Consider the following 19752-nt stretch of genomic DNA (forward strand, 5'->3'; position numbering starts at 1 on the left):
TCGGACGGCTTCCGCCTCCGGCGCTGACCGGCCTCGGGGTTGAGGATTCTCCTCCCGGGCCGTGGCGGTTCGCGCACCGGCCGCCCGATGGGTCCGCTAGTACCGCGCGATGCGGGAGCGGCGGCGGGCCCGCTCGGCTCTGGCGGTGGCGACCGACCACTGGCAGCGCCAGTACAGCGTCCATGCCGACGACCATCCGCGGCGGCTCTTCGGGCTCTGATCTGGGGGGACGCTGGAGAGCACGATGAGGTTGAGGTCGGCGCGGGTGATGAAGCGGTGGGTCTCGCGGCGGGGGGCGCGGCGCCGGCGGAGCGGGCGGAGACGCGTGATCGCGGACGAGGGGTTGCGCATGGGGGCTCCTCCGTGGGCGGTCCGGTGACCGGACGTTCACCGACTGTAGCGCATTCGATACTGCCCGCCATACTTCTCCCGCATCCGGGTGGAAGGCTCGATAAATGGGCCAGGTCCGGCAAAGGGGGCATTGAATGGACGGAAACCGCGTGCGGTAAAAGGCGGATTCACGGGCCGGTAAACAATCCCGGGACACGCCCGCGAAAAGACAACGACTCCTTGCGCACGCCGGTCGCGATGCTACGTTCAACCCGACCTCGATCCGGCGACAAGGGGAAACGGCGATGCGTTCCGTACCGATCCACCGCGAGGCGATTCGCCTCCAGGGTCGGCCGCGGCATGCCCTCGTGCCCGTTCTCCTGCGACTCGCCGCCGTCGCCGGCTTCGTGTTCGCGGGCTGGCTCGCGCTCTCCGCGCTGAGCGACCCCGCGTTCGCGGCGGAGCGGCCCGCGCCGCACCCCGCGCAGGCGGACGCGACGGGGCCGTCCACGCTCCGGCACTTCACGGCCGGGCCCGGCGTCCGGCGCGCGATGACCGACGCCGTGCGCGAGGCCGGCGACGACCCGGTGCGGTACGTCCGGTCGCGGCGGCACGACCTGTTCCACGACAAGGACCAGGCCGTCCGCCAGGTGCGCGAACTCGCCGACCGCGCCGGGGTCCCGCACGTCCGGATCCCGGACGTGCGGCGGGAGCGGCCCGTCATCCGCGACCTCGTCCACCGGGCGACCGACCCGCGTCCCGCGCAGCGGCCGGCCGCTCACCAGCGGCCGGAGGAGCACGGCGACGCCGGCGCGCCCGGCAGGGCGGCGTCCGAGGACGAGGTCTCCGCGGCGCGCCGCACGGACGCGGCCGCCGGGACGTCCGCGGGCACGAAGGCGGACGACTGCCCGCGCTGCGGCGGCGGCCACCGCGCGCCCGCGCACAGTCCCGCCGTGCCCGGCCAGGACGCCCCGCAGGGCGGCGGCGGCTCGACGGGCGGGCACCCGCTCACGCCGGTCGCCGACCTGCCGAGCCGCCGCTCCCCGGCGGCGCCGCCCGCCGTGTACGCGAGCACGTTCCCGCGCACGGCGCTGACCGACGTGGCCGCGCCGGGCGGCCCGTCCGTCGTCCCCGACTAGGGGCGCATCCACCCGGCCCTGAGCGGCCGGCCCTCGGCGAACCGCGTGCGTGAGGCACGCCGTCCGCCCTCTCGGAACCTTTCTCCACGCGCAACGGCCGAGCCCCGGCCGCTGCCAGCGCTGCGCCCGCCGGGACGGTGTCGCGCAGCGAACACCACGATGCAACAGACAGGAGCAACACATCATGCGCATGTGGGCAAAGAACACCTCCCGCGCCGCCCTGGTGGCCGCGGGCGCCCTCGCCGTGGGAGCGGCCGCGGTGGCCCCCGCCAACGCCTTCTACGGAGGCGGCGGCCACGACGGCAAGGTCACGATGCTGTCCGCCGGCAACCTCGGCGTGCTGAACGGCAACCAGGCGTACGCGCCGATCAGCATCCCGATCGACGTCTGCGGCAACGCGATCGCCATCGCCGGGCTCAGCAAGGCCCAGTGCGAGGGCGGCGCGAAGGTCTCGTCCCAGCGGTCGGGCGACGGCTACGAGGCGGACCGGGGCTACCGGGCGGACGGCGGCTGGGACGGCGGTGGCGGGGGCCACGGCAAGAGCGTCGACATGCTGTCGTTCCTCAACATCGGCGCCGCCAACGGCAACCAGGCGTACGCGCCGATCAGCGTCCCGGTCAACGTGTGCGGCAACTCCGTCGCGGCGGTGCTGGCGTTCGCGGACGCCCAGTGCAAGGGCGGCGCGTCCGTCAAGCGGTCCGGCGGCCGCGACGTGGACATGAAGAGCGCGGGCAACATCGGCCTGCTGAACGGCAACCAGCTCTTCATCCCGATCAGCATCCCGATCGACGTGTGCGGCAACTCCGTCGCGGCGGTGCTGGCCGCCGCGCAGGCGCAGTGCAAGGGCGGCGCGTCCGTCGGCGACGGCGGGGACCACGAGGTACCGCCGACCCTGCGCACGCCGCCGGTGAAGAAGCACAAGAAGCCGTACAAGCCGTCCAAGCACCGTCCGGCCGCCAAGCACAAGAAGCTGCCGTCGACCATGCGCGCCGACGGACGCCGGATGGCGGACGGCGGCGCGAACTACCGCACCGCCGACGGCATGCCCGCCGTCCAGGACCTGCTGCGCGCGGTCGGCAAGGTCGTCAAGGTGCCCGGGGTGGACGTCCAGCAGGGCCAGCTCGGGCCGCAGCTCCCGAACGGCGCCGGGGCGCCCGTGCGGGTCGGCACCCCGGTCCTGAAGTGACCGCTCGCCGGCCCGGGTGACGACCCGCGGCCGGCGATCCGAGGCGAGGGGCGGCAGACGTGCCGCCCCTTCCCCATGTCAGCGGCACTCCGGTTCGATGGAGACGAAACGAATGCTCGACCGAAAATCCCTCGGCGCGGTGGCCGTCGCGGCGCTGTGCTGCGCGCCCGTGCTGGGCGTCCCGCAGGCGCGGGCCGAAACGCTCGTGCGGGCGGCGCCCGCGGCGGCGGTGGCGCGGCCGAGGACGGGCGCGCTGATCGGGAAGATCAGGATCAGGCGGATGGGGCTGAAGGCCGACGTCCGGGAGGGCGTCGGCCAGGCGGTGCTGCGGCGCGCCGCCGGGCACTACCCGCGGACGGGCCTGCCCGGCCGCGACGGCAACACGGTGCTGCTCGGCCACCGGACGACCTGGCTGCACCCGTTCAACAAGCTCGACCGGATGCGGCGCGGCGACCGGATCGTCCTGCGCGTCGGCCGGAAGACGTACGTGTACCGGGTGCGGATCAAGCGCGTCATCAAGCCGGCCGACCGGCGGGCGCTGGAACCGGTGCCGTTCAAGCGGCGCAGCGCGCCGGACGGCCAGTACGTCACGCTCATCACCTGCACCCCGAAGGGCTCGGACCGGCGCCGCCTCGTCGTCGTCGGCAAGCTCCAGCCGGGGCGCTGACCGCTCCGGCGGACGGCGGATGCCGGACGGTGCGGAGCGGCTCCGCACCGTCCGGCATCCGCCGTTCAGCGTCCGCCGTTCAGCGTCCGCCCGTACAGGGCGATCAGCCCGTCGTAGTCGCCCTTGCCGAGCGTGGCGGGGCCGTTGTCGCACGACCTGATGGACGGCGCCATCGTGAGGTTCTCGTGCTCGGTCCCCGCGACGTGCGCCAGCCCGAAGACGTGGCCCGCCTCGTGAGTGACGACGGCTTCGGCGGAGTAGCTCCCGGCCGGGCACGCGCCGCCCGTCCACCATCGCTTGCCCCGCGCCTGCAACGCCATGTCGGTCTCGACCGTCGTCGCGCCGCTGAACCAGGTGCAGGTCGCCGCGAGGACCTCCCGGTCGGCGTTCGGCATGGCGCGCCAGCCGAACGTGTTGACCCGGTCCCGGGCCCCGCAGGCCGCCGCGCCGGTGAGGTTCGGCGGCGCGCTCGCCGGCCCGGCGTTGTGCTCGCCGATGTCCGGGGCGGGGGTGAAGCGCCCCCGGCCGTTGCAGTCCGTGCGGGCGCCGGCCATGTTGGCGACCCCCCTGGCGACGGCGCTCCTCGGCAGCCCGGACGGCCCCGCGTAGTAGCGCCACTGGACGGTGGCGCCCTTCGGCCACTTGCTCGCCTTCGTGCGGTGGACGCCGTCCTGGCACGCGGCGCCCGGCGCCCGGAAGCCGCGCGGCCGGCCCTGCGGCACCCGGCCGCCGCTCGTGCCGATGGTGATCACGCCGGCCCGCTCGTCCACCCGGATGCGCAGCTCGGCGCCGCCGTCGGTGCGCAGCTCGTGCGCCGCCAGCGAGGTCCCGTCGGACGGGACGACCGCGGCGAGCCCGTTGGCGCCGCGCACCGTCCGGCCGCGCAGGTCGCAGTCGGTGATCCGCACCCGCTGCGGCAGCGTGCGGGCGGACAGGGACCCGGCGGGCCTGCACCAGGCGGGCGGACGCCGGGTCGGCGGCACGGTCCCGGCCGCCGAGGTGCCGGTGAACGGGGTGGCCGCGAAGGCGGTGCCTGCGAGGGCGGTACCGGTGAAGGCGGTGCCAGTGAACGCGGTGCCGGCGAACGCGGACGCGGCCGCCAGCGCGCCCACCCGCCGCGCCGCCCGTGGATAGTCGCGCATAACAGTTTCTCCGATGTGCGGGGAACGTCCCCTGGCAGTCTTTCGTGCGGCGGGGAAAGGGAAACCGGCGCATTCTAAAATGATCACCATCTCGACCGCGGCGGTATTCCTGGTTGACCGCACTGAGCGGCATTTATCGAGAAATGGCTGACAGGTTCGCCGGGGCTTGGTGTAAGACTTGGGTAAATCATCCCCCATAATCGTGCAAACGTGTTTATTGCGCCCTCATACGGAAAAGCAGCATGTAATCCGGCAACTCGGGATCAAACAGAACACCGTTGCCGGGAGGCGGGCGCAGACCCACCTCCCCCCGGCCCCCCGTCCGCCCGGCAGCGTTCACGGAAGCAGAGGTGTTCAACGTGCAGACGCAGACACAGGTGCGGGAACTCATGGGCATGAGCGTGACCGACACCAACGGGACCAAGGTCGGCACGATCAAGCAGGTCTACCTCAACGACGACTCCGGTTCCCCGGAGTGGGTGACCGTCCACACCGGATGGTTCGGGATGCGGGAGAGCTTCGTCCCGCTGTCCGGCTCCCGCAAGAACCAGGACATGCTTCAGGTCCCCTACGACAAGGAGACCATCAAGGGCGCTCCGAACGTCGACGCGGACGAGCACCTGTCGCACGCCCAGATCGTGGACCTGTACCGCCACTACGGCGTACGTCCGCCGGGCGGCCGCCGCGAGGGCGGCAAGGGGGACATGAAGGAGGACACGGCCGAGACGGCCGGTGAACGCGGGCAGGCCGGCGAGGGCAAGGCCGCGACCGGCAAGGCCGGGACGACCGGCCCGGCTGCTGCGGCGGGCACCGCGGGCGCCGCCGGGATGGCCGTCCGCCCGGACCGCACAGACCGGACGGAGCGGACGGAGCGGACGGATCGCGGGCAGGCCATGCCGCCGCAGTCCGCGCGCGAGGGCGCGGAGGCCCCGATGACCGAGATCACCCGGTCGGAGGAGCAGATGCGCATCGGCACCGAGCGGCACGAGGCCGGCCGCGTCCGGGTGCACAAGTTCATCGAGACGGAGATGGTCGAGCGCACGGTCCCCGTCTCGCACGAGGAGATCAGGATCGACCGCGAGCCGATCGTGGGCGGCGAGCCGAACCCGAAGATCACGATCGCCGAGGACGACCACGAGATCATCCTCTACGAGGAGCGTCCGGTCATCGCGAAGGAGACCGTCCCCGTCGAGCGCGTGCACGTCCGCACCGAGCAGGTGCAGGACGAGCAGACGGTGCGCGGCGAACTGCGCAAGGAGCGCATCGAGGTCACCCGCGACGAGGAGACGGCGGCCGAGCGGCGGAGCGGCCGCGGAGAGCGCGGCCGCCCGTCCACGTGAGCCCCTCGTCCCCGGCGGGCGGGGCGGCGATCCGCCGCCGCGGCCCGCCGGGCCATGACGACTCGGTCCCGAGCATGCGCCACACCGGATAGCGAGCGCCCGGGCCGGCCGTTCACCCGCCGGCCGGCCCGGGCGTTTCGTGTGGCCCGTTTCGTGTGGCCGGACGTGTCGTGTGGCCGGACATGGCCACCGTGGCGGGTGGTGCGCGGCCGCCGCGGCGGCCGCGCAGCCTTGGACGGGCGGCGGCGTTCTCGGCCCCACCCGTCCGACCGGCTTTGTTCGGAACGTGACCCGACGTGTGAGTTCAGTACCCGTCAAGCCCTCTTCCATAGTTTCCGCAAGGGCCCGGTCGGCAATAGGCAGGTTTGTTGACAGGTAGCGGGAAGCCGGGGGAGGTTCCTGGGAGACGACGTCGCCGAGCGCGGAGGTCGTGGCCGTCCGGGCGTGCCATGACCTCCGCGCCCGGCCGCGCGCGGTCCGCCGGGCCGCGCGGCGTCCTCGGAGCGACCCAGGAGGGACGACTTGCGACACCCCCACAGACGCGCCATCGCCACCCGGATCGGGCGATCCCTGGTCGCGCTCGCGACCATCGCGGCCCTGCCGTCCGCCGTCGCGGTGCAGCCCGCGCTGGCCGACGCCTCCCCGGCCTACCTCGACGCGCGGCTCCCCGTCGCCGAACGGGTGAGCGACCTGCTCGCCAGGATGACGCTGGAGGAGAAGGCCGGCCAGATGACGCAGGCCGAGCGCGGCGCCATCGACGGCGACCGCGACCAGATCACGAGCCTGGCCCTCGGGTCGGTGCTCTCGGGCGGCGGGTCGGTGCCGGCCGACAACACGCCGTCCGGCTGGGCGGACATGGTGGACGCCTACCAGTCCAGGGCGCTCGCCACCCGGCTGAAGATCCCGCTGCTGTACGGGATCGACTCGGTGCACGGCCACAACAACCTCGTCGGCGCGACGGTCTTCCCGCACAACATCGGGATGGGCGCGACCCGCGATCCCGGTCTCGTCCGGGCGGAGGAGCAGATCACGGCGATCGAGACGAAGGCGACCGGACCCCAGTGGGTGTTCGCGCCCTGCGTCTGCGTCACCCGCGACGTGCGCTGGGGCCGGGCCTACGAGTCCTTCGGCGAGGACCCGCGGCTGGTGACCGAGATGGCCGTCGGCATCGAGGGCTTCCAGGGCCGGCACAAGCGCGACATGGCGACGAGCCGGCACGTGCTGGCGACGGCCAAGCACTACGCCGGGGACGGCGACACGGTGTTCGGCTCGTCCACCAGCGGGACGTACACGATCGACCAGGGCGTCACCGTCACCGACCGGAAGACGTTCGCGAAGATCGATCTGGCGCCGTACGTCACCGCCGTGCACAAGTACGGCGTCGGCAGCATCATGCCGTCGTTCTCCAGCGTCGACTGGACGGAGGACGGCGTCGGCAACCCGGTCAAGATGAGCGCGAGCACCGAGCTGCTGACCGACGTCCTCAAGAAGAAGATCGGGTTCGACGGGTTCCTGATCAGCGACTGGGAGGCCATCCACCAGATCCCGGGCGACTACGCTACGCAGGTCCGGACGTCGGTCAACGCCGGCATGGACATGTTCATGGAGCCCTACAGCGCCCCGCAGTTCGTCCAGACGCTGCTGGCGGAGGTGCGCGCCGGGCGGGTGAAGACGTCGCGCGTCGACGACGCCGTCGGCCGCATCCTCAAGGCGAAGTTCGAGCTGGGCCTGTTCGAGCACCCCTACACCGACCGCGGCCTCGCCGGGACGATCGGGTCGGCGGAGCACCGGGCGGTCGCGCGGGAGGCCGTCGCCAAGTCGCAGGTCCTGCTGAAGAACTCGCGCGGCGCGCTGCCGCTGCGCGGGAACGAGCGGATCTACGTCGCGGGCGCGAACGCCGACGACATCGGCAACCAGGCGGGCGGCTGGACGGTCACCTGGCAGGGGTCGTCCGGCGACATCATCCCCGGCACGACGATCCTGGAGGGGATCGAGCAGAACTCGTCGCACGTCACCTACAGCAAGGACGCGTCGGCGCCCACGTCGGGCAGTGACGTCGGCATCGTCGTGGTCGGCGAGACCCCGTACGCGGAGGGCGTCGGCGACGTCGGCAACGGGCACACGCTGAACCTGTCGGACGCCGACGAGGCCAATGTCGACAAGGTGTGCGGCGCGATCCGGACGTGCGTCGTCCTGGACGTCGCGGGACGGCCGCAGATCGTCACCGGCCAGTTGCCGGAGATGGACGCGCTCGTCATGTCCTGGCTGCCGGGCAGCGAGGGCGCGGGCGTCGCGGACGTCCTGTTCGGCAAGCGCCCCTTCACCGGGCGCCTGCCGGTGACGTGGCCGCGCAGCGAGGGCCAGGAGCCGATCAACGTCGGCGACCGGGACTACAAGCCGCTGTTCCCCTACGGCTACGGCCTGAGCACCCGCACCCACCGCTGACCGGGCGTGCACGCCATGGACCGGCCGCCCGCCACGCACCGGGGCGGCCGGTCCTGTTTATCCCGCTTTGCAGGGGAGAGGCTGCCCCCGTGGACGATCTGGACGGCGGGCCGCGGACCGCGTTCGTGCTCGGGGGCGGCGGCGTGCTCGGCGCGCACGAGGTCGGCATGCTGCGGGCGCTGGAGGAGACCGGCGTCCGGCCCGACCTCGTCGTCGGGACGTCGATCGGGGCGCTGAACGGCGTGTTCGTCGCGGCGGACCCCGAGACGGCCGTCGAGCGCCTCACCAGCCTCTGGTCGGACGACTCCGTCCGCGACGTGTTCGGCGCGCGGATGTTCGCGCGGCTGTGGACGCTCGCCCGCTCCGGCACGCACCTGCACTCCAACGAGCCGCTGCGCCGCATGCTGCACGAACTGCTCCCCGTCCGGACGTTCGAGGAGCTGGACGTCCCGTTCCAGTGCGTCGCCGCCGGGATCGAGACGGCGATGGCGCACTGGTTCACGTCCGGGCCGCTGCCGCCCGCGGTGCTGGCCTCGTGCGCCGCGCCCGGCCTGCTGCCGCCCGTCCGGATCGGGGACGCGCACTACTTCGACGGCGGGCTCGTCCACAGCATCCCGGTCGGGCGGGCCGTGATGCTCGGCGCGACCACCATCTACGTCCTGCACGTCGGGCGCATCGAGCGCGACCTGTTGCCGCCGCGCCGCCCGTGGGAGGTCGGCATGGTCGCGTTCGAGATCGCGCGCAGGCACCGGTTCTTCGAGGAGATGGCGTCCCTCCCGGACGGCCTGACCGTGCACATCCTGCCCGCCGGCGGCAAGCCGCAGAAGGCCGGCGTGGACCTCGCGCAGATGCGCTACAGGAACGTGTCCGGGATCCGGGCTCACATCGAGCGCGCCTACCAGGCATCCTTGGAGTACCTCAAAGAACGAGCGTGAGATGCTGCCTCCCCCTTTCGTCCGCCGGCTGGTGTTCACGCCGCTGCTGTTCCTGCTGACCCTGCTGGTCGTCGTCCTGTTCCCGGTCGCGTTCGCGGTGACGGCCCTGATCGGACGCGACCGCGGGCGCGCCCTCCGGCTGCTGTGGTTCACGCTCGCCTGGGGGACGCGGGAGTCGGCCGCCGTGCTGGAGTGCGGCTGGCTGTGGCTGCGCGGTCGCGGCCGCGACGACCGGCACTACGACGTCGTCCGCCGCTACGTCGCCGGGCTGTACGCGGTGGCGCAGCGGCGGCTCGGCCTCCGGGTCGAGATCGAGGGAGGCGGGAGCGCGGCGCCCGGCGACCGGCCGCTGATCGTCCTCAGCCGGCACGCCGGGCCCGGGGACGCGCTCCTCCTCGTCCACCACCTGCTGACCGACTACCGGCGGCGGCCCCGCGTGGTCATGAAGGCGCAGCTCCAGTTCGACCCCTGCATCGACATCGCCGCGAACCGCCTGCCGAACGTGTTCGTCACGCCCGGCGGCGGCGCCGTCGAGGACATCGGCCGGCTCGCCGAGGGCCTCGGCCCCCGGGACGCGCTGCTGATCTTCCCGGAGGGCGGCAACTTCACCCCGGAGCGCCGGCGGCGCGCGATCCGGCGGCTCACCAGGCTGCGGCGGACCGGCGAGGCGGCCCGCGCCGCCGCGATGCGCAACCTCATGCCGCCCCGGCCCGGCGGCGTGCTGGCCGCGCTCGACTCGGCGCCGTCCGCCGACGTGGTGTTCGTCGCGCACATCGGCCTCGACCACATGGCCACGGCCGGCGACGTCTGGCGGCGGATCCCGCTCACCGGCCCCGTCCACGCCCGCTGGTGGCGCATCCCCGCCGAGGACGTCCCGGACGGCCGGGACGCCCGCGTCGACTGGCTGTACGGGCAGTGGGAGCGCGCCGACGCCTGGATCAGCGCGAACCGGGCGGCCGCGCCGCGGTGACATCATGGACGCATGGGCGACGAGGGGTCCGTGCGGGTCGATCTGTGGATCTGGTCCGTGCGGCTGCTGAAGACCCGTTCGATGGCGACGACGGCGTGCCGGGCGGGCCATGTCCGCGTGAACGACGAGCGCGCCAAGCCGTCCACGACGGTGAAACCGGGCGACACGGTGCGGCTCCGCCATGACGGGCGGGAGCGGATCGTCGTCGTGCAGAAGATCGTCCGCAAGCGGGTCGGCGCGCCCGCCGCGGAGGAATGCCTGATCGACAAGAGCCCGCCCCCGCCGCCGCGCGAGGCGCTCGTCCCGGTCGGCCGCCGCGAGCGCGGCGCGGGACGTCCCACCAAGCGCGACCGCCGCGAGCTGGAGCGCATCCTCGACCGCTACCGCGTCCTGAACGACCAGCCTGCCGACGACGACGACTGACCGGGCGGCCGGCCGCGGCCCCGCTGAGGAGCGCCGCCCCTCCGACCAGGCCGGACAGCAGGAACCCGCGCCGTGTCACGCTCATGGCCCCCGGTCTACCTCCGGATTCTGAGAACTCCCTGAAAGCGGTCACCGGCGGCCGTCGCCGTACCGGCGCTCGGACTCCAGCGCGGACGCGACGTCCCGCGGGTAGCTGTGCCGGGCCCGGGTCAGCAGCAGGCCGTTGACCAGCAGGGGGAGCAGCGCCAGCAGGAACGTCCGGTCCAGGCCGGTCGCCGTCGCGTCCCCGGGCGCGAGCACGCCGGACAGCCAGCCGAACAGCACGGGCGCCGCCGCCTCCGCGGACATGCGCACGATCGTCCGGATCGCCTCCGCGCGCCCCCACAGCCGGAAGTGGACGACGTCGAGCCGCACCGCGTCCAGCGGCGGGTTCGCGGCGGCGAGCGCGGCGGCGGCGAGCGTGAACAGCGGCAGCGCGATCGCCGCCTCCCGGGTGAGGAGTCCGGGCACGAACAGCAGCGCGGACGCGGCGAACGCCGCCGCCGGCACGGTGACCCGCGCGGTGACCGTGCCGCCGCGCACCAGCCGGTCGGCCAGCCGCCCGCCGGCGAGCACGCCCGCGAGCGAGGCCAGCCCGATGACCGGGATGAACGCCGACAGCTCGGCGCGGCCGAGCGAGTACCGCTCCTGGACGAAGACGATCGCGAACGTGCGCAGCCCCGCGAAGAAGAAGTAGCCGATCGCGGACGCCACGATGATGATCACGTTGGTGCGGATCCGGAGGACGTGCCGGGCCGCCTGCGCCAGCGTCATCCGCTCCGGATCGGTGTCCAGGACGATCCGGGGGTCCGGCGCCACGTCCGACTCGTCCACCTGCCGCTGCGCCGGTTCCTCGTCCCGGCCGGTGACGGAGCCCTGCGCGCCCCGCTCCGGCTCGGGCAGCAGCCGCCACAGCAGCACGGCCAGCACGAGCCCGAGCGCCGCGACGAACCAGAACGCGACCCGCCAGCTCAGGACCGCGGCGATGTTGCCGCCCGCGATCAGCCCGAACCCGACGCCGACCAGTTCGCCGGCCAGGATCCGGCCCCACGTCCCGGCCCGCTCCCCGGGCGGGAACAGGTCGCCGATCAGCGACGCGACCGTGGGCCCGGCCGTCGCCGTCACCGCGCCCAGCAGCACCCGCGACGCCAGCAGCCACTCGTACGACCCGGCCAGCCCGCCGGCGATCATCGCGAGGCTCCACAGCACGATGCTGCCCGCCAGCAGCGGCACCCGCGGGAACCGGTCGGTCAGCAGCCCCACCGGCAGCGTCGCGACCGCGCCGACCGCGGCCGGCGCCGCCGTGAGGATCCCGACCTGGGTGTTGCCGACGTCCAGCGCGTGACGCAGCTGCTGGACGATCGCCCCGACGACCCCGGTGTCGGCCGTGTTCAGCGCGAGCACGCACGCCAGCAGCACCACGACCCGTGCCCGTCGCCCGCCGCCGAGCCGGTCCGCCAGGGCAGTGCGGACCCGCCTCCACGACCGCGCGGTCCGCCCCGGTGCCACCCACCACTACTGCCCTTGCCCCGACCAGGTATGTCGTCCCCCGCAGGGGCCGAGGACCAGGGCATGGGGGCGTAGCGGAGAGGCAACCGCCCGATCACGGCGCGGACGGGAAGGTCGCCGTGTCCCCACGAAGCCCCCATGACCGGGTATTGCGGCTACGCCGGTCCGAGTGATTCGGGAATGGGGCGGTACACGGCCGTCATGGCCGGGACGCCGCGTGCGGGCCGCAGTCCGCGTACGGCGCCCGGCGGTCGGCTGACCCAGTGGCGGTGGTGACGGTGTTACGAGGCCGACGCGACGAGTGCGCCGAACTCGACGGCCTGCTCGAGGCCGTCCGCGGCGGGCGGAGCCGGGCGCTGGTGATCCGCGGCGAGCCGGGCGCGGGGAAGACGGCGCTGCTGGAGTACCTGGTCGACCGGGCGCCGGGCTTCCGGATCGTGCGGGTCACCGGGGTGCAGCCCGAGATGGAGCTGGCCTTCGCCGGCCTCCACCAGCTGTGCGCGCCGATGGCGGACCGGTTCCGGCGGCTGCCCGCCCCGCAGGGCGACGCGCTGCGGGCCGCGCTGGGGCTGAGCGCCGGACGGGCTCCCGACCGGTTCCTCGTCGGCCTCGCCGTCCTCGGCCTGCTCGCCGACGCCGCCCGCGAGCAGCCGCTGCTCTGCGTGGTGGACGACGCGCACTGGCTGGACCGGGCCTCGGTGCAGGCGCTCGCGTTCACCGCCCGCCGCCTGCTGGCGGAGTCGGTCGCGATCGTCTTCACGGCCCGGGGGCCGGACGGTACCCGCGAGCTGAGCGGGCTGCCGGAACTGGCCGTCGGCGGCCTCCCCGACGACGAGGCGCGGGCGCTGCTGCGCTCCGTCGTGACCGGCCCCTGGGACGAGCGCGTCCTCGAACGGGTCGTCGCGGAGGCGCGCGGCAACCCGCTCGCCCTGCTGGAGCTGCCGAAGGAGGCGACGCCGGCGGAGCTCGCGGGCGGGTTCGGCGTGCCGGGCGCCGGGGCCCTCGCGGGACGCATCCAGGAGATCTTCGAGCGGCGCGTCGCGGGCCTGCCGGGGGCGACGCGGCGGCTGCTGCTGGTCGCGGCGGCGGAGCCGGGCGGGGAGCCGGTGCTGCTGTGGCGGGCGGCCGACCGGCTCGGGATCGGCATCGAGGCGGCGACGCCCGCCGTCTCGGCCGGGCTGGTCGAGATCGGCGACCGGGTGCGGTTCCACCATCCGCTGGTCCGCTCCGCCGTCTACTGGGCCGCGACGGCGGAGGAGCGCCGCGGCACCCACCGCGTCCTCGCGGAGGTCACCGACGCGCGGGCCGACCCCGACCGGCGCGCCTGGCACGCGGCGCAGGGCGCGCCGATGCCGGACGAGCACGTCGCCGCCGACCTCGAACGCTCGGCCGGGCGCGCGGGGGCGCGCGGCGGGCTGGCGGCGGCCGCGGCGTTCCTGACCCGGGCGGTGGAGCTGACGCCGGATCCCGTCCGGCGCCAGGAGCGGGCCCTGGCCGCCGCGTGGGCGACGCACCGGGCCGGGACGCCCGGCGCCGCGCTGCGGCTGCTGTCGGTCGCCGAGGTCAGGCCGCCCGGCGAGCGGCTGCGCGGCGAGGTCGCCCTGCTGCGCGCCGAGATCGCCTTCGCCGTCGACCGGGGGCGCGACGCACCCGGCCTGCTGCTCGCCGCGGCGGAGCGGCTCACGCCGCACGACGTGCCGCTGGCGCGGGACACCTACCTGGAGGCGATCAGCGCGGCGCTGTTCGCCGGTCCGCTGGCCGACGGCGCCGGGCAGCGGGTAACGGCCGCGGCCGCCCGGTCCGCGCCGCCGCCGCCGGACCCGCCGCGTCCGGCCGACCTCCTCCTCGACGGCCTGGCGACGCGGATCAGCGAGGGCCTCGCCGCCGGGGCGCCGATCCTGCGGCCCGCACTGGACGCCTTCCGCGGCGCGGACCTCTCCGAGGACGACGGCCTCCGCTGGTTCTGGCTGGCCGGCGTGACCGCCGCGGCCCTGTGGGACCACGAGGCGTGGCGGCTGGTCGCGGCGCGGCACGTCCGGCTCGCCCGGGAGTCCGGCCAGGCCGCCGCGCTGCCGCTCGCGCTGACCCAGCACATCGCCGTGGACGTGTTCGCCGGGGATCTGGCCGGCGCCGCCTCGCTGGTCGAGGAGGTCACGACGGTGTCGGAGGCGACCGGCATCCCCGACCCGCCCTACGGCGGCCTGCTGGTCACCGCGTGGCAGGGCCGCGAGACCGAGTTCACCCGGCTGATGCGGACCGTCGCGGCGGAGGCGAGGCGCCGCGGCGAGGGCAGCGGGCTGACCGTCGGCGCGTGGGCGAAGGCGCTGCTGTGCAACGGCCTCGGCCGCTACCGGGACGCGCTGGACGCCGTCCCCGAGGCCGCCGAGGACCGCCCGGCGGACCTGGGCAGCGGACCGTGGGCGCTCGTGGAGTACATCGAGGCGGCCACCCGCGGCGGCCGGTTCGCGGACGCGGCCGTCGCCCTCCGCCGGCTCGGCGAGGCGACCGCCCCGGCCGGGACGGACTGGGCGCTCGGCGTCCACGCCCGGTCCCGGGCGCTCCTGAGCGAGGACACGGCGGCCGAGGACCACTACCGCGACGCGATCGACCTGCTGGGACGCGCCGGCGTCGGCGGCGAGCTGGCGCGGGCGCGCCTCCTGTACGGCGAGTGGCTGCGCCGCCGCCGCCGGCAGCGCGCCGCCCGGGAGCAGTTGCGCGCCGCCCACGAGTCGTTCACCGCGATGGGCATGGACGCCTTCGCCGGACGCGCCGCGCGGGAGCTGGCGGCCACGGGCGAGCACGTCCGCAGGCGGTCCGCCGAGAACGCGGGCGAGCTGACCCCGCAGGAGGCGCAGATCGTCCGGCTCGTCCGGGAGGGATTGACCAACCCCGAGATCGGCGCGCGGCTCTTCATCAGCCCGCGCACCGTCGAATGGCACCTGCGCAAGACGTTCGGCAAGCTCGGCATCACCTCGCGCAGGCAGCTCCAGCGCACCCCGTCCACCGGCGGGGCCTAGTGGGCCCGGGGCCAGGGGTAGGGCACGTGCCTCACCCTGGTCCCGGGCGACGCGCGTCCGGCGAGAGTGGTGGGAAACGGCCCAATCAGGGAGGAAGCGAGGGGCGCATGGGCAACCACATTCTGGAACCCGCCGCGCAAGAGTTCGCGGAGGCGACGTCCAAACCGCCGTTCCTGTACGAGGTGGGCGCGGAGGCGGCCCGCAAGGTCCTGGACGACCTGCAAGCCGTGCCGGTGCCGATGCCCGACGCGGACGACACGTGGATCATGGTGCCGGCCGAGGTCGGGGACGTGCGGGTGCGGATCGTCAAGCCCGCCGGGGCGTCCGGTCCGCTGCCGGTCGTCCTGTACGTGCACGGCGGCGGGTGGGTCCTCGGCAACGCGGGCACGCACGACCGGCTCGTCCGCGAACTGGCCGCCGGGACGGGCGCGGCCGTCGTGTTCGTGGAGTACGACCGGTCACCGGAGGCGCGGTACCCGGTCGCGATCGAGCAGGCGTACGCCACCGCCCGGTGGATCACCGAGCACGGCGCGGACGAGGGGCTGGACGCGTCCCGCCTCGCCGTCGCGGGCGACTCGGTCGGCGGCAACATGACCGCCGCGCTGGCGATCATGGCCAAGCGGCGCGGCGACGTGCGGTTCGTCCAGCAGTCGCTGTACTACCCGGTGACCGACGCCGGGCAGGACACCGCCAGCTACCGCGAGTTCGCCGACGGCCCGAACCTGACCGCGAAGGCGATGGAGTGGTACTGGGACTCCTACGCCCCCGACCCCGTCCAGCGGACGGAGGCCACCGCGTCCCCGCTGCGCGCCACCCTGGACGACCTGCGCGGACTCCCGCCCGCCTTTGTGATCGTGGATGAGAACGACGTGCTGCGCGACGAGGGCGAGGCGTACGCGCGCCGCCTCACCGAGGCGGGCGTCCCCACCACCAGCGTCCGCTACAACGGCATCCTGCACGACTTCATGATGCTCAACACCGTCCGCGACACCCACGCCGCAAAGGCCGCCACCGCGCAGGCCATCGACGTCCTCAAAGCGGTCCTGACGAAGGAGAACTCATGAGCAGCGAACAGCCCATCGTCGTCCTGGTCCATGGCGCGTTCGCGGAGTCGGCGAGCTGGAACGGCGTGATCGAGCGGCTGCGCGCCGCCGGCCTGGACGCCGTCGCGGTCGGCAATCCGCTGCGCGACGTCCCGGGCGACGGGGCCTACGTCCGCGACGTGATCGCCGGGCTGGACCGCCCGGTCGTCCTGGTCGCCCACTCCTACGGGGGCATGGTGATCACCGAGGCGGCGGCCGGCGTCCCGGCGGTCCGCTCGCTCGTCTACGTCGCGGGCTTCGCGCCCGAACCGGAGGAGACCGCGTTCCAGCTGTCCGAGAAGTTCGAGGGCAGCACGCTCGGCGCCGCGCTGGAGTCCTACCCGGTCTCCTCCGGCGGCAACGAGCTCCGCATCGCCGACGACAAGTTCCACGACCAGTTCTGCGCCGACGTCGACGCCGGCCAGGCCGCCCTGATGGCGGCGACCCAGCGCCCGGTGACCGAACGCGCGCTGACCGGAGCGCTGTCGGTGGACGAGCCGGCGTGGCGCACCACACCGTCCTGGTTCGTCTTCGGCGAACTCGACCGCAACATCCCGGCCGCGCTGATGCAGTTCCTGGCCGAGCGCGCGTCCTCGCGCGGCACCCGCGAGATCCTCGGCGCGTCCCACGCGCTCGCGGTCTCCGAGCCGGAAGCGGTCACCACGACCATCCTCGAAGCCGCCGACCTGGTGCCGGTCAGCTGACGGAGGCGTCGAGCCGGTCGAGGCGCCCGGTCTCCAGGTGCGAGATGTCGCCGCCGGAGTCGAGGGCCGCCTCCAGCAGCGCCGCGAGGGACGTCCCGTACACCGGGACGTCCGCGGGGCCTCGTCCGCCGGGCGTTCGCCTTACCGTGTACGGGTAGGCTGCGCGGGGAGGAAGACCGATGACCCCACGGACCGGCGCCGACGAGCTGACCGAGCAGCCCCGCGTTCCGCTGAGCCGGCGGCGGGTGCTGCGCGCGGCCGCGGGGCTCGCCGACCGCGACGGGCTCGACTCGCTCACCATGCGGCGGCTCGCGCAGGAGCTCGGTGTCGAGGCGATGTCGCTGTACCACCACGTCGCCAACAAGGAGGCCGTGTTCGACGGCGTCGTCGAGGTGGTCCTCGGGGAGATCATGGCGGCGGTCGACGAGGTCGAGGCGCCGTCCCCGGAAGAGGACTGGCAGGCGGCGCTGCGCGCGCGGATCCTCGCCGCCCGCCAGGTGCTGCTGCGCCACCGCTGGGCCCCACGGCTGCTCGGAACCCGCACCGACGCGAGCCCGGAGGTCATCGGGTACCTCGACCACGTCGTCGCCCTCCTGCGGGCGGGCGGGTTCTCCTACGAGCTGGCGCACCGGGCGCTGCACGTCCTGGGCAGCCGCGCCCTCGGGTTCACCCAGGAGCTGTTCCAGCCCGACGGCGCTCAGACGGCGAACGACGCCGCCGCCGCGATGATGGAGCAGATGGCCGAGCGGTACCCGAGCATCGTCGGGATGCTGGCGGACGCCCTCCACGACGATCCGGGCGGCACCCTGAGCTTCTGCGACGACCAGTTCGAGTTCGAGTTCGCGCTCGACCTGATCCTGGAGGGGCTGGAGCGGCGCCGCGCCGCCGGTTCCTGACCCTTGCCGCGCGCGGCTGAGCGCGCCCGTCCCATCGCTCCCTGCCACCGGCCTCACTGGCGCCGGACCCTTGACTGCCTTACGCCGTACGATTACCTTACGGCGTATGACAACCTTACGGCGTACGACGCCGTGCCGGGAAGGGAAGCCGTGATGAGAGCCTGGAGCTGGGACCGCTACGGACCGCCCGACGTGCTGACCCTCAAGGACATGGACGAACCCGCCATCGCACGGGACGAGGTGCTCGTCCGGGTGCGGGCCGCCTCCGTCAACCCCTACGACTGGCGGCACGTCGGCGCCGACCCGAAGCTGGTGCGGCTCAGCGTCGGCCTGCGGCGGCCGAAGCCCGGCCTGATCCCCGGCGCCGACCTCGCCGGCGTGGTCGAGCGGGTCGGCGACGGAGTGACCGGGCTGCGTCCCGGCGACGAGGTCTTCGGGGAGGTCCGGCTGGGCTCGTTCGCCGAGGCCGTCGCCGTCCCGCGGGACAGGCTGGCCGTCAAGCCCGCCGGCCTCGGCTTCGCGCAGGCGGCGTCGGTGTCGATGGCCGCGCACACCGCGCTGCAAGGTCTGCGGGACGTCGGCGGGATCTCCGCCGGGCAGCGCGTCCTCGTCAACGGCGCGTCGGGCGGCATCGGCACGTTCGCCGTCCAGCTCGCCAAGACGTTCGGGGCCGAGGTCACCGGCGTGTGCAGCACCCGCAACGTCGAGCTGGTCCGCTCCCTGGGCGCGGACGACGTCGTCGACTACACCCGCGACGACTTCACCACGCGGGAGGGACGGTACGACCTGCTCATGGACATCGTGGGCGACCGGTCACTGGCGCGGCTGCGGCGCCCCCTGACCCCGCGCGGCACGCTCGTGATCGTGGGCGGCATCGCCTCGCCGCGCGGCGGGCTGCTCGGCCCGGCGGGGCAGATAGTCCGCGGCGCCCTGACCTCGCCGTTCGTCAGGCGGCGCATCGCCGCCGTCAGCTGGAAGCCCAACGCCGGCGACCTCCGGTTCCTGGCGGAACTCTTGGAGAAGGAGCAGATCGTCCCCGTCATCGACCGGACCTACCCGTTCACCGAGATCCCCGACGCGCTCCGCTACCTAGCGGGCGGCCACGCCCGGGGCAAGGTCGCCATCACCTTCTGAACCGTGTTCAACTCCCGCCGGGCTTGCGCGCGAGGACGAGCCGGTAGCGCGGGCTGTCGTCCTGACGCCGCCCCAGGGGAGCCAACGGGGTCGTCGTCACGGTGAACCCGGCAGCCGCCAGGTCGTCGCGGACCGCGCTCAGCGGGCAGGTGCGGTAGTACATGACGAACGGAGGACGCCACAAGGCGTTCCGCACCCGCATGGCCGCGTCGAACCCGAGCAGCGCCCAGTACCAGCCCGAAGCGAGGGGCGGCGGCGCGCCGAGCGGGAAGGCGAACAGCCCGCCGGGCCGCAGCGCGCGGTGCACCCCCGCGAAGAGCGCGGGACGTTCGGCGGGCAGCAGATGCCCGAGCGCCCCGAACGTGACCGCGAGGTCGAAGGCGCCGGCGAACGGCAGAGCCCGGACGTCGGCGCGGACCCACTCGGCGTCCGGGTGCGCCCCGCGCGCCCGGGCGAGCATGCCGGTGCTGAAGTCGACGCCCGCGACCCGTCCCCGGCACAGGGGCCGGAGGGCCCGCATGCCCGCGCCGGTGCCGCAGCACACGTCCAGCCCGTCCCCGAACGGCCCGAGCGGGCGCAGCGCCCCGGCGGTCGCGTCGAGAATGCCGTCGGGGGTGCGGAAGGGCGTGCGGTCGAACTTCGGAGCGAGCAGGTCGTAGCCGTGCTCGACCGACGACATGGCCTGGATCGCCAGTTCGCGCGGGGACGGTCCTTGAGGCGAGAACACCGCCCAAGGCTACTTCCCCGCCCGCCGGACGATCCCGGAAGCGCAGGCGCCCCCGCCCCCCGGCCCG

Annotated in this window: 17 protein-coding genes; 13 read left to right on the top strand and 4 right to left on the bottom strand. The window is 74.3% G+C overall.

Translation table 11 applies throughout. From position 1 onward, the window contains the following. Positions 1-96: 96 nt before the first annotated feature. The gene (locus ACA511_RS19235; protein ID WP_375025762.1) at positions 97-351 is read right to left on the bottom strand and encodes a hypothetical protein; all 255 of its coding nucleotides are present in this window, start codon (positions 349-351) and stop codon (positions 97-99) included. A gap of 347 nt (positions 352-698) precedes the next feature. Here ACA511_RS19235 and ACA511_RS19240 point away from each other — a divergent pair, with 347 nt between their 5' ends. From ACA511_RS19240 to ACA511_RS19250, 3 genes are all read left to right on the top strand, one after another. Then, positions 699-1469 carry a hypothetical protein gene (locus ACA511_RS19240; protein WP_375025763.1) on the top strand — a complete coding sequence of 257 codons (771 nt, stop codon included), beginning with the start codon at positions 699-701 and terminating at the stop codon, positions 1467-1469. 184 nt (positions 1470-1653) lie between these two features. Further along, positions 1654-2655, top strand: coding sequence for a chaplin family protein (locus ACA511_RS19245; RefSeq protein ID WP_375025764.1), 1002 nt, complete (start codon positions 1654-1656; stop codon positions 2653-2655). Positions 2656-2767: 112 nt separating this feature from the next. After that, entirely contained in the window at positions 2768-3322 is a 555-nt protein-coding gene (locus ACA511_RS19250) for a class E sortase (RefSeq protein ID WP_375025765.1), read from the top strand. A 65-nt stretch (positions 3323-3387) separates the two neighbouring features. Here the strand turns inward: ACA511_RS19250 and ACA511_RS19255 are convergent, their stop codons facing one another. Then, positions 3388-4464 carry a matrixin family metalloprotease gene (locus ACA511_RS19255; RefSeq protein WP_375025766.1) on the bottom strand — a complete coding sequence of 359 codons (1077 nt, stop codon included), beginning with the start codon at positions 4462-4464 and terminating at the stop codon, positions 3388-3390. Between the two features lie 359 nt (positions 4465-4823). Here ACA511_RS19255 and ACA511_RS19260 point away from each other — a divergent pair, with 359 nt between their 5' ends. The 5 genes from ACA511_RS19260 (at position 4824) to ACA511_RS19280 (ending at position 10577) form a co-directional block, all read left to right on the top strand. After that, a complete protein-coding gene (locus ACA511_RS19260) occupies positions 4824-5804 on the top strand; it encodes a PRC and DUF2382 domain-containing protein (RefSeq protein ID WP_375025767.1) in 981 nt (326 codons plus the stop codon). Positions 5805-6326: 522 nt separating this feature from the next. After that, entirely contained in the window at positions 6327-8249 is a 1923-nt protein-coding gene (locus ACA511_RS19265) for a glycoside hydrolase family 3 protein (RefSeq protein WP_375025769.1), read from the top strand. Positions 8250-8338: 89 nt separating this feature from the next. Continuing rightward, positions 8339-9184, top strand: coding sequence for a patatin-like phospholipase family protein (locus tag ACA511_RS19270; protein ID WP_375025770.1), 846 nt, complete (start codon positions 8339-8341; stop codon positions 9182-9184). Position 9185: 1 nt separating this feature from the next. Next, positions 9186-10154 (top strand): 1-acyl-sn-glycerol-3-phosphate acyltransferase, encoded by a 969-nt coding sequence (locus ACA511_RS19275; protein WP_375025771.1) that lies wholly within the window; start codon positions 9186-9188, stop codon positions 10152-10154. A gap of 12 nt (positions 10155-10166) precedes the next feature. Then, positions 10167-10577 carry an RNA-binding S4 domain-containing protein gene (locus ACA511_RS19280; protein WP_375025772.1) on the top strand — a complete coding sequence of 137 codons (411 nt, stop codon included), beginning with the start codon at positions 10167-10169 and terminating at the stop codon, positions 10575-10577. A 129-nt stretch (positions 10578-10706) separates the two neighbouring features. Here ACA511_RS19280 and ACA511_RS19285 read toward each other — a convergent pair whose 3' ends face one another. Further along, complete coding sequence (locus ACA511_RS19285) at positions 10707-12125, bottom strand: MFS transporter (protein ID WP_375025773.1); 1419 nt, start codon at positions 12123-12125, stop codon at positions 10707-10709. 272 nt (positions 12126-12397) lie between these two features. On the opposite strand from ACA511_RS19285, the gene ACA511_RS19290 reads away from it, so the two are divergent. The 5 genes from ACA511_RS19290 to ACA511_RS19310 all read left to right on the top strand — a co-directional run bounded on the left by ACA511_RS19290 (position 12398) and on the right by ACA511_RS19310 (position 18958). Continuing rightward, positions 12398-15142 carry an AAA family ATPase gene (locus ACA511_RS19290; protein WP_375025774.1) on the top strand — a complete coding sequence of 915 codons (2745 nt, stop codon included), beginning with the start codon at positions 12398-12400 and terminating at the stop codon, positions 15140-15142. Positions 15143-15249: 107 nt separating this feature from the next. Continuing rightward, the gene (locus ACA511_RS19295) at positions 15250-16206 is read left to right on the top strand and encodes an alpha/beta hydrolase (RefSeq protein WP_375025775.1); all 957 of its coding nucleotides are present in this window, start codon (positions 15250-15252) and stop codon (positions 16204-16206) included. Further along, the gene (locus tag ACA511_RS19300; protein WP_375025776.1) at positions 16203-16928 is read left to right on the top strand and encodes an alpha/beta fold hydrolase; all 726 of its coding nucleotides are present in this window, start codon (positions 16203-16205) and stop codon (positions 16926-16928) included. Before ACA511_RS19295 ends, ACA511_RS19300 begins: the two co-directional genes overlap by 4 nt. 179 nt (positions 16929-17107) lie before the next feature. Next, complete coding sequence (locus ACA511_RS19305) at positions 17108-17824, top strand: TetR/AcrR family transcriptional regulator C-terminal domain-containing protein (RefSeq protein ID WP_375025778.1); 717 nt, start codon at positions 17108-17110, stop codon at positions 17822-17824. A 153-nt stretch (positions 17825-17977) separates the two neighbouring features. Further along, positions 17978-18958 (top strand): NAD(P)-dependent alcohol dehydrogenase, encoded by a 981-nt coding sequence (locus ACA511_RS19310; protein ID WP_375025779.1) that lies wholly within the window; start codon positions 17978-17980, stop codon positions 18956-18958. Positions 18959-18965: 7 nt separating this feature from the next. Here ACA511_RS19310 and ACA511_RS19315 read toward each other — a convergent pair whose 3' ends face one another. Beyond that, a complete protein-coding gene (locus ACA511_RS19315; protein ID WP_375025780.1) occupies positions 18966-19685 on the bottom strand; it encodes a class I SAM-dependent methyltransferase in 720 nt (239 codons plus the stop codon). Between the last annotated feature and the right edge of the window lie 67 nt (positions 19686-19752).

Origin of the sequence: Actinomadura sp. GTD37, assembly GCF_041951365.1 — a bacterium.
Lineage (GTDB): Bacteria > Actinomycetota > Actinomycetes > Streptosporangiales > Streptosporangiaceae > Spirillospora.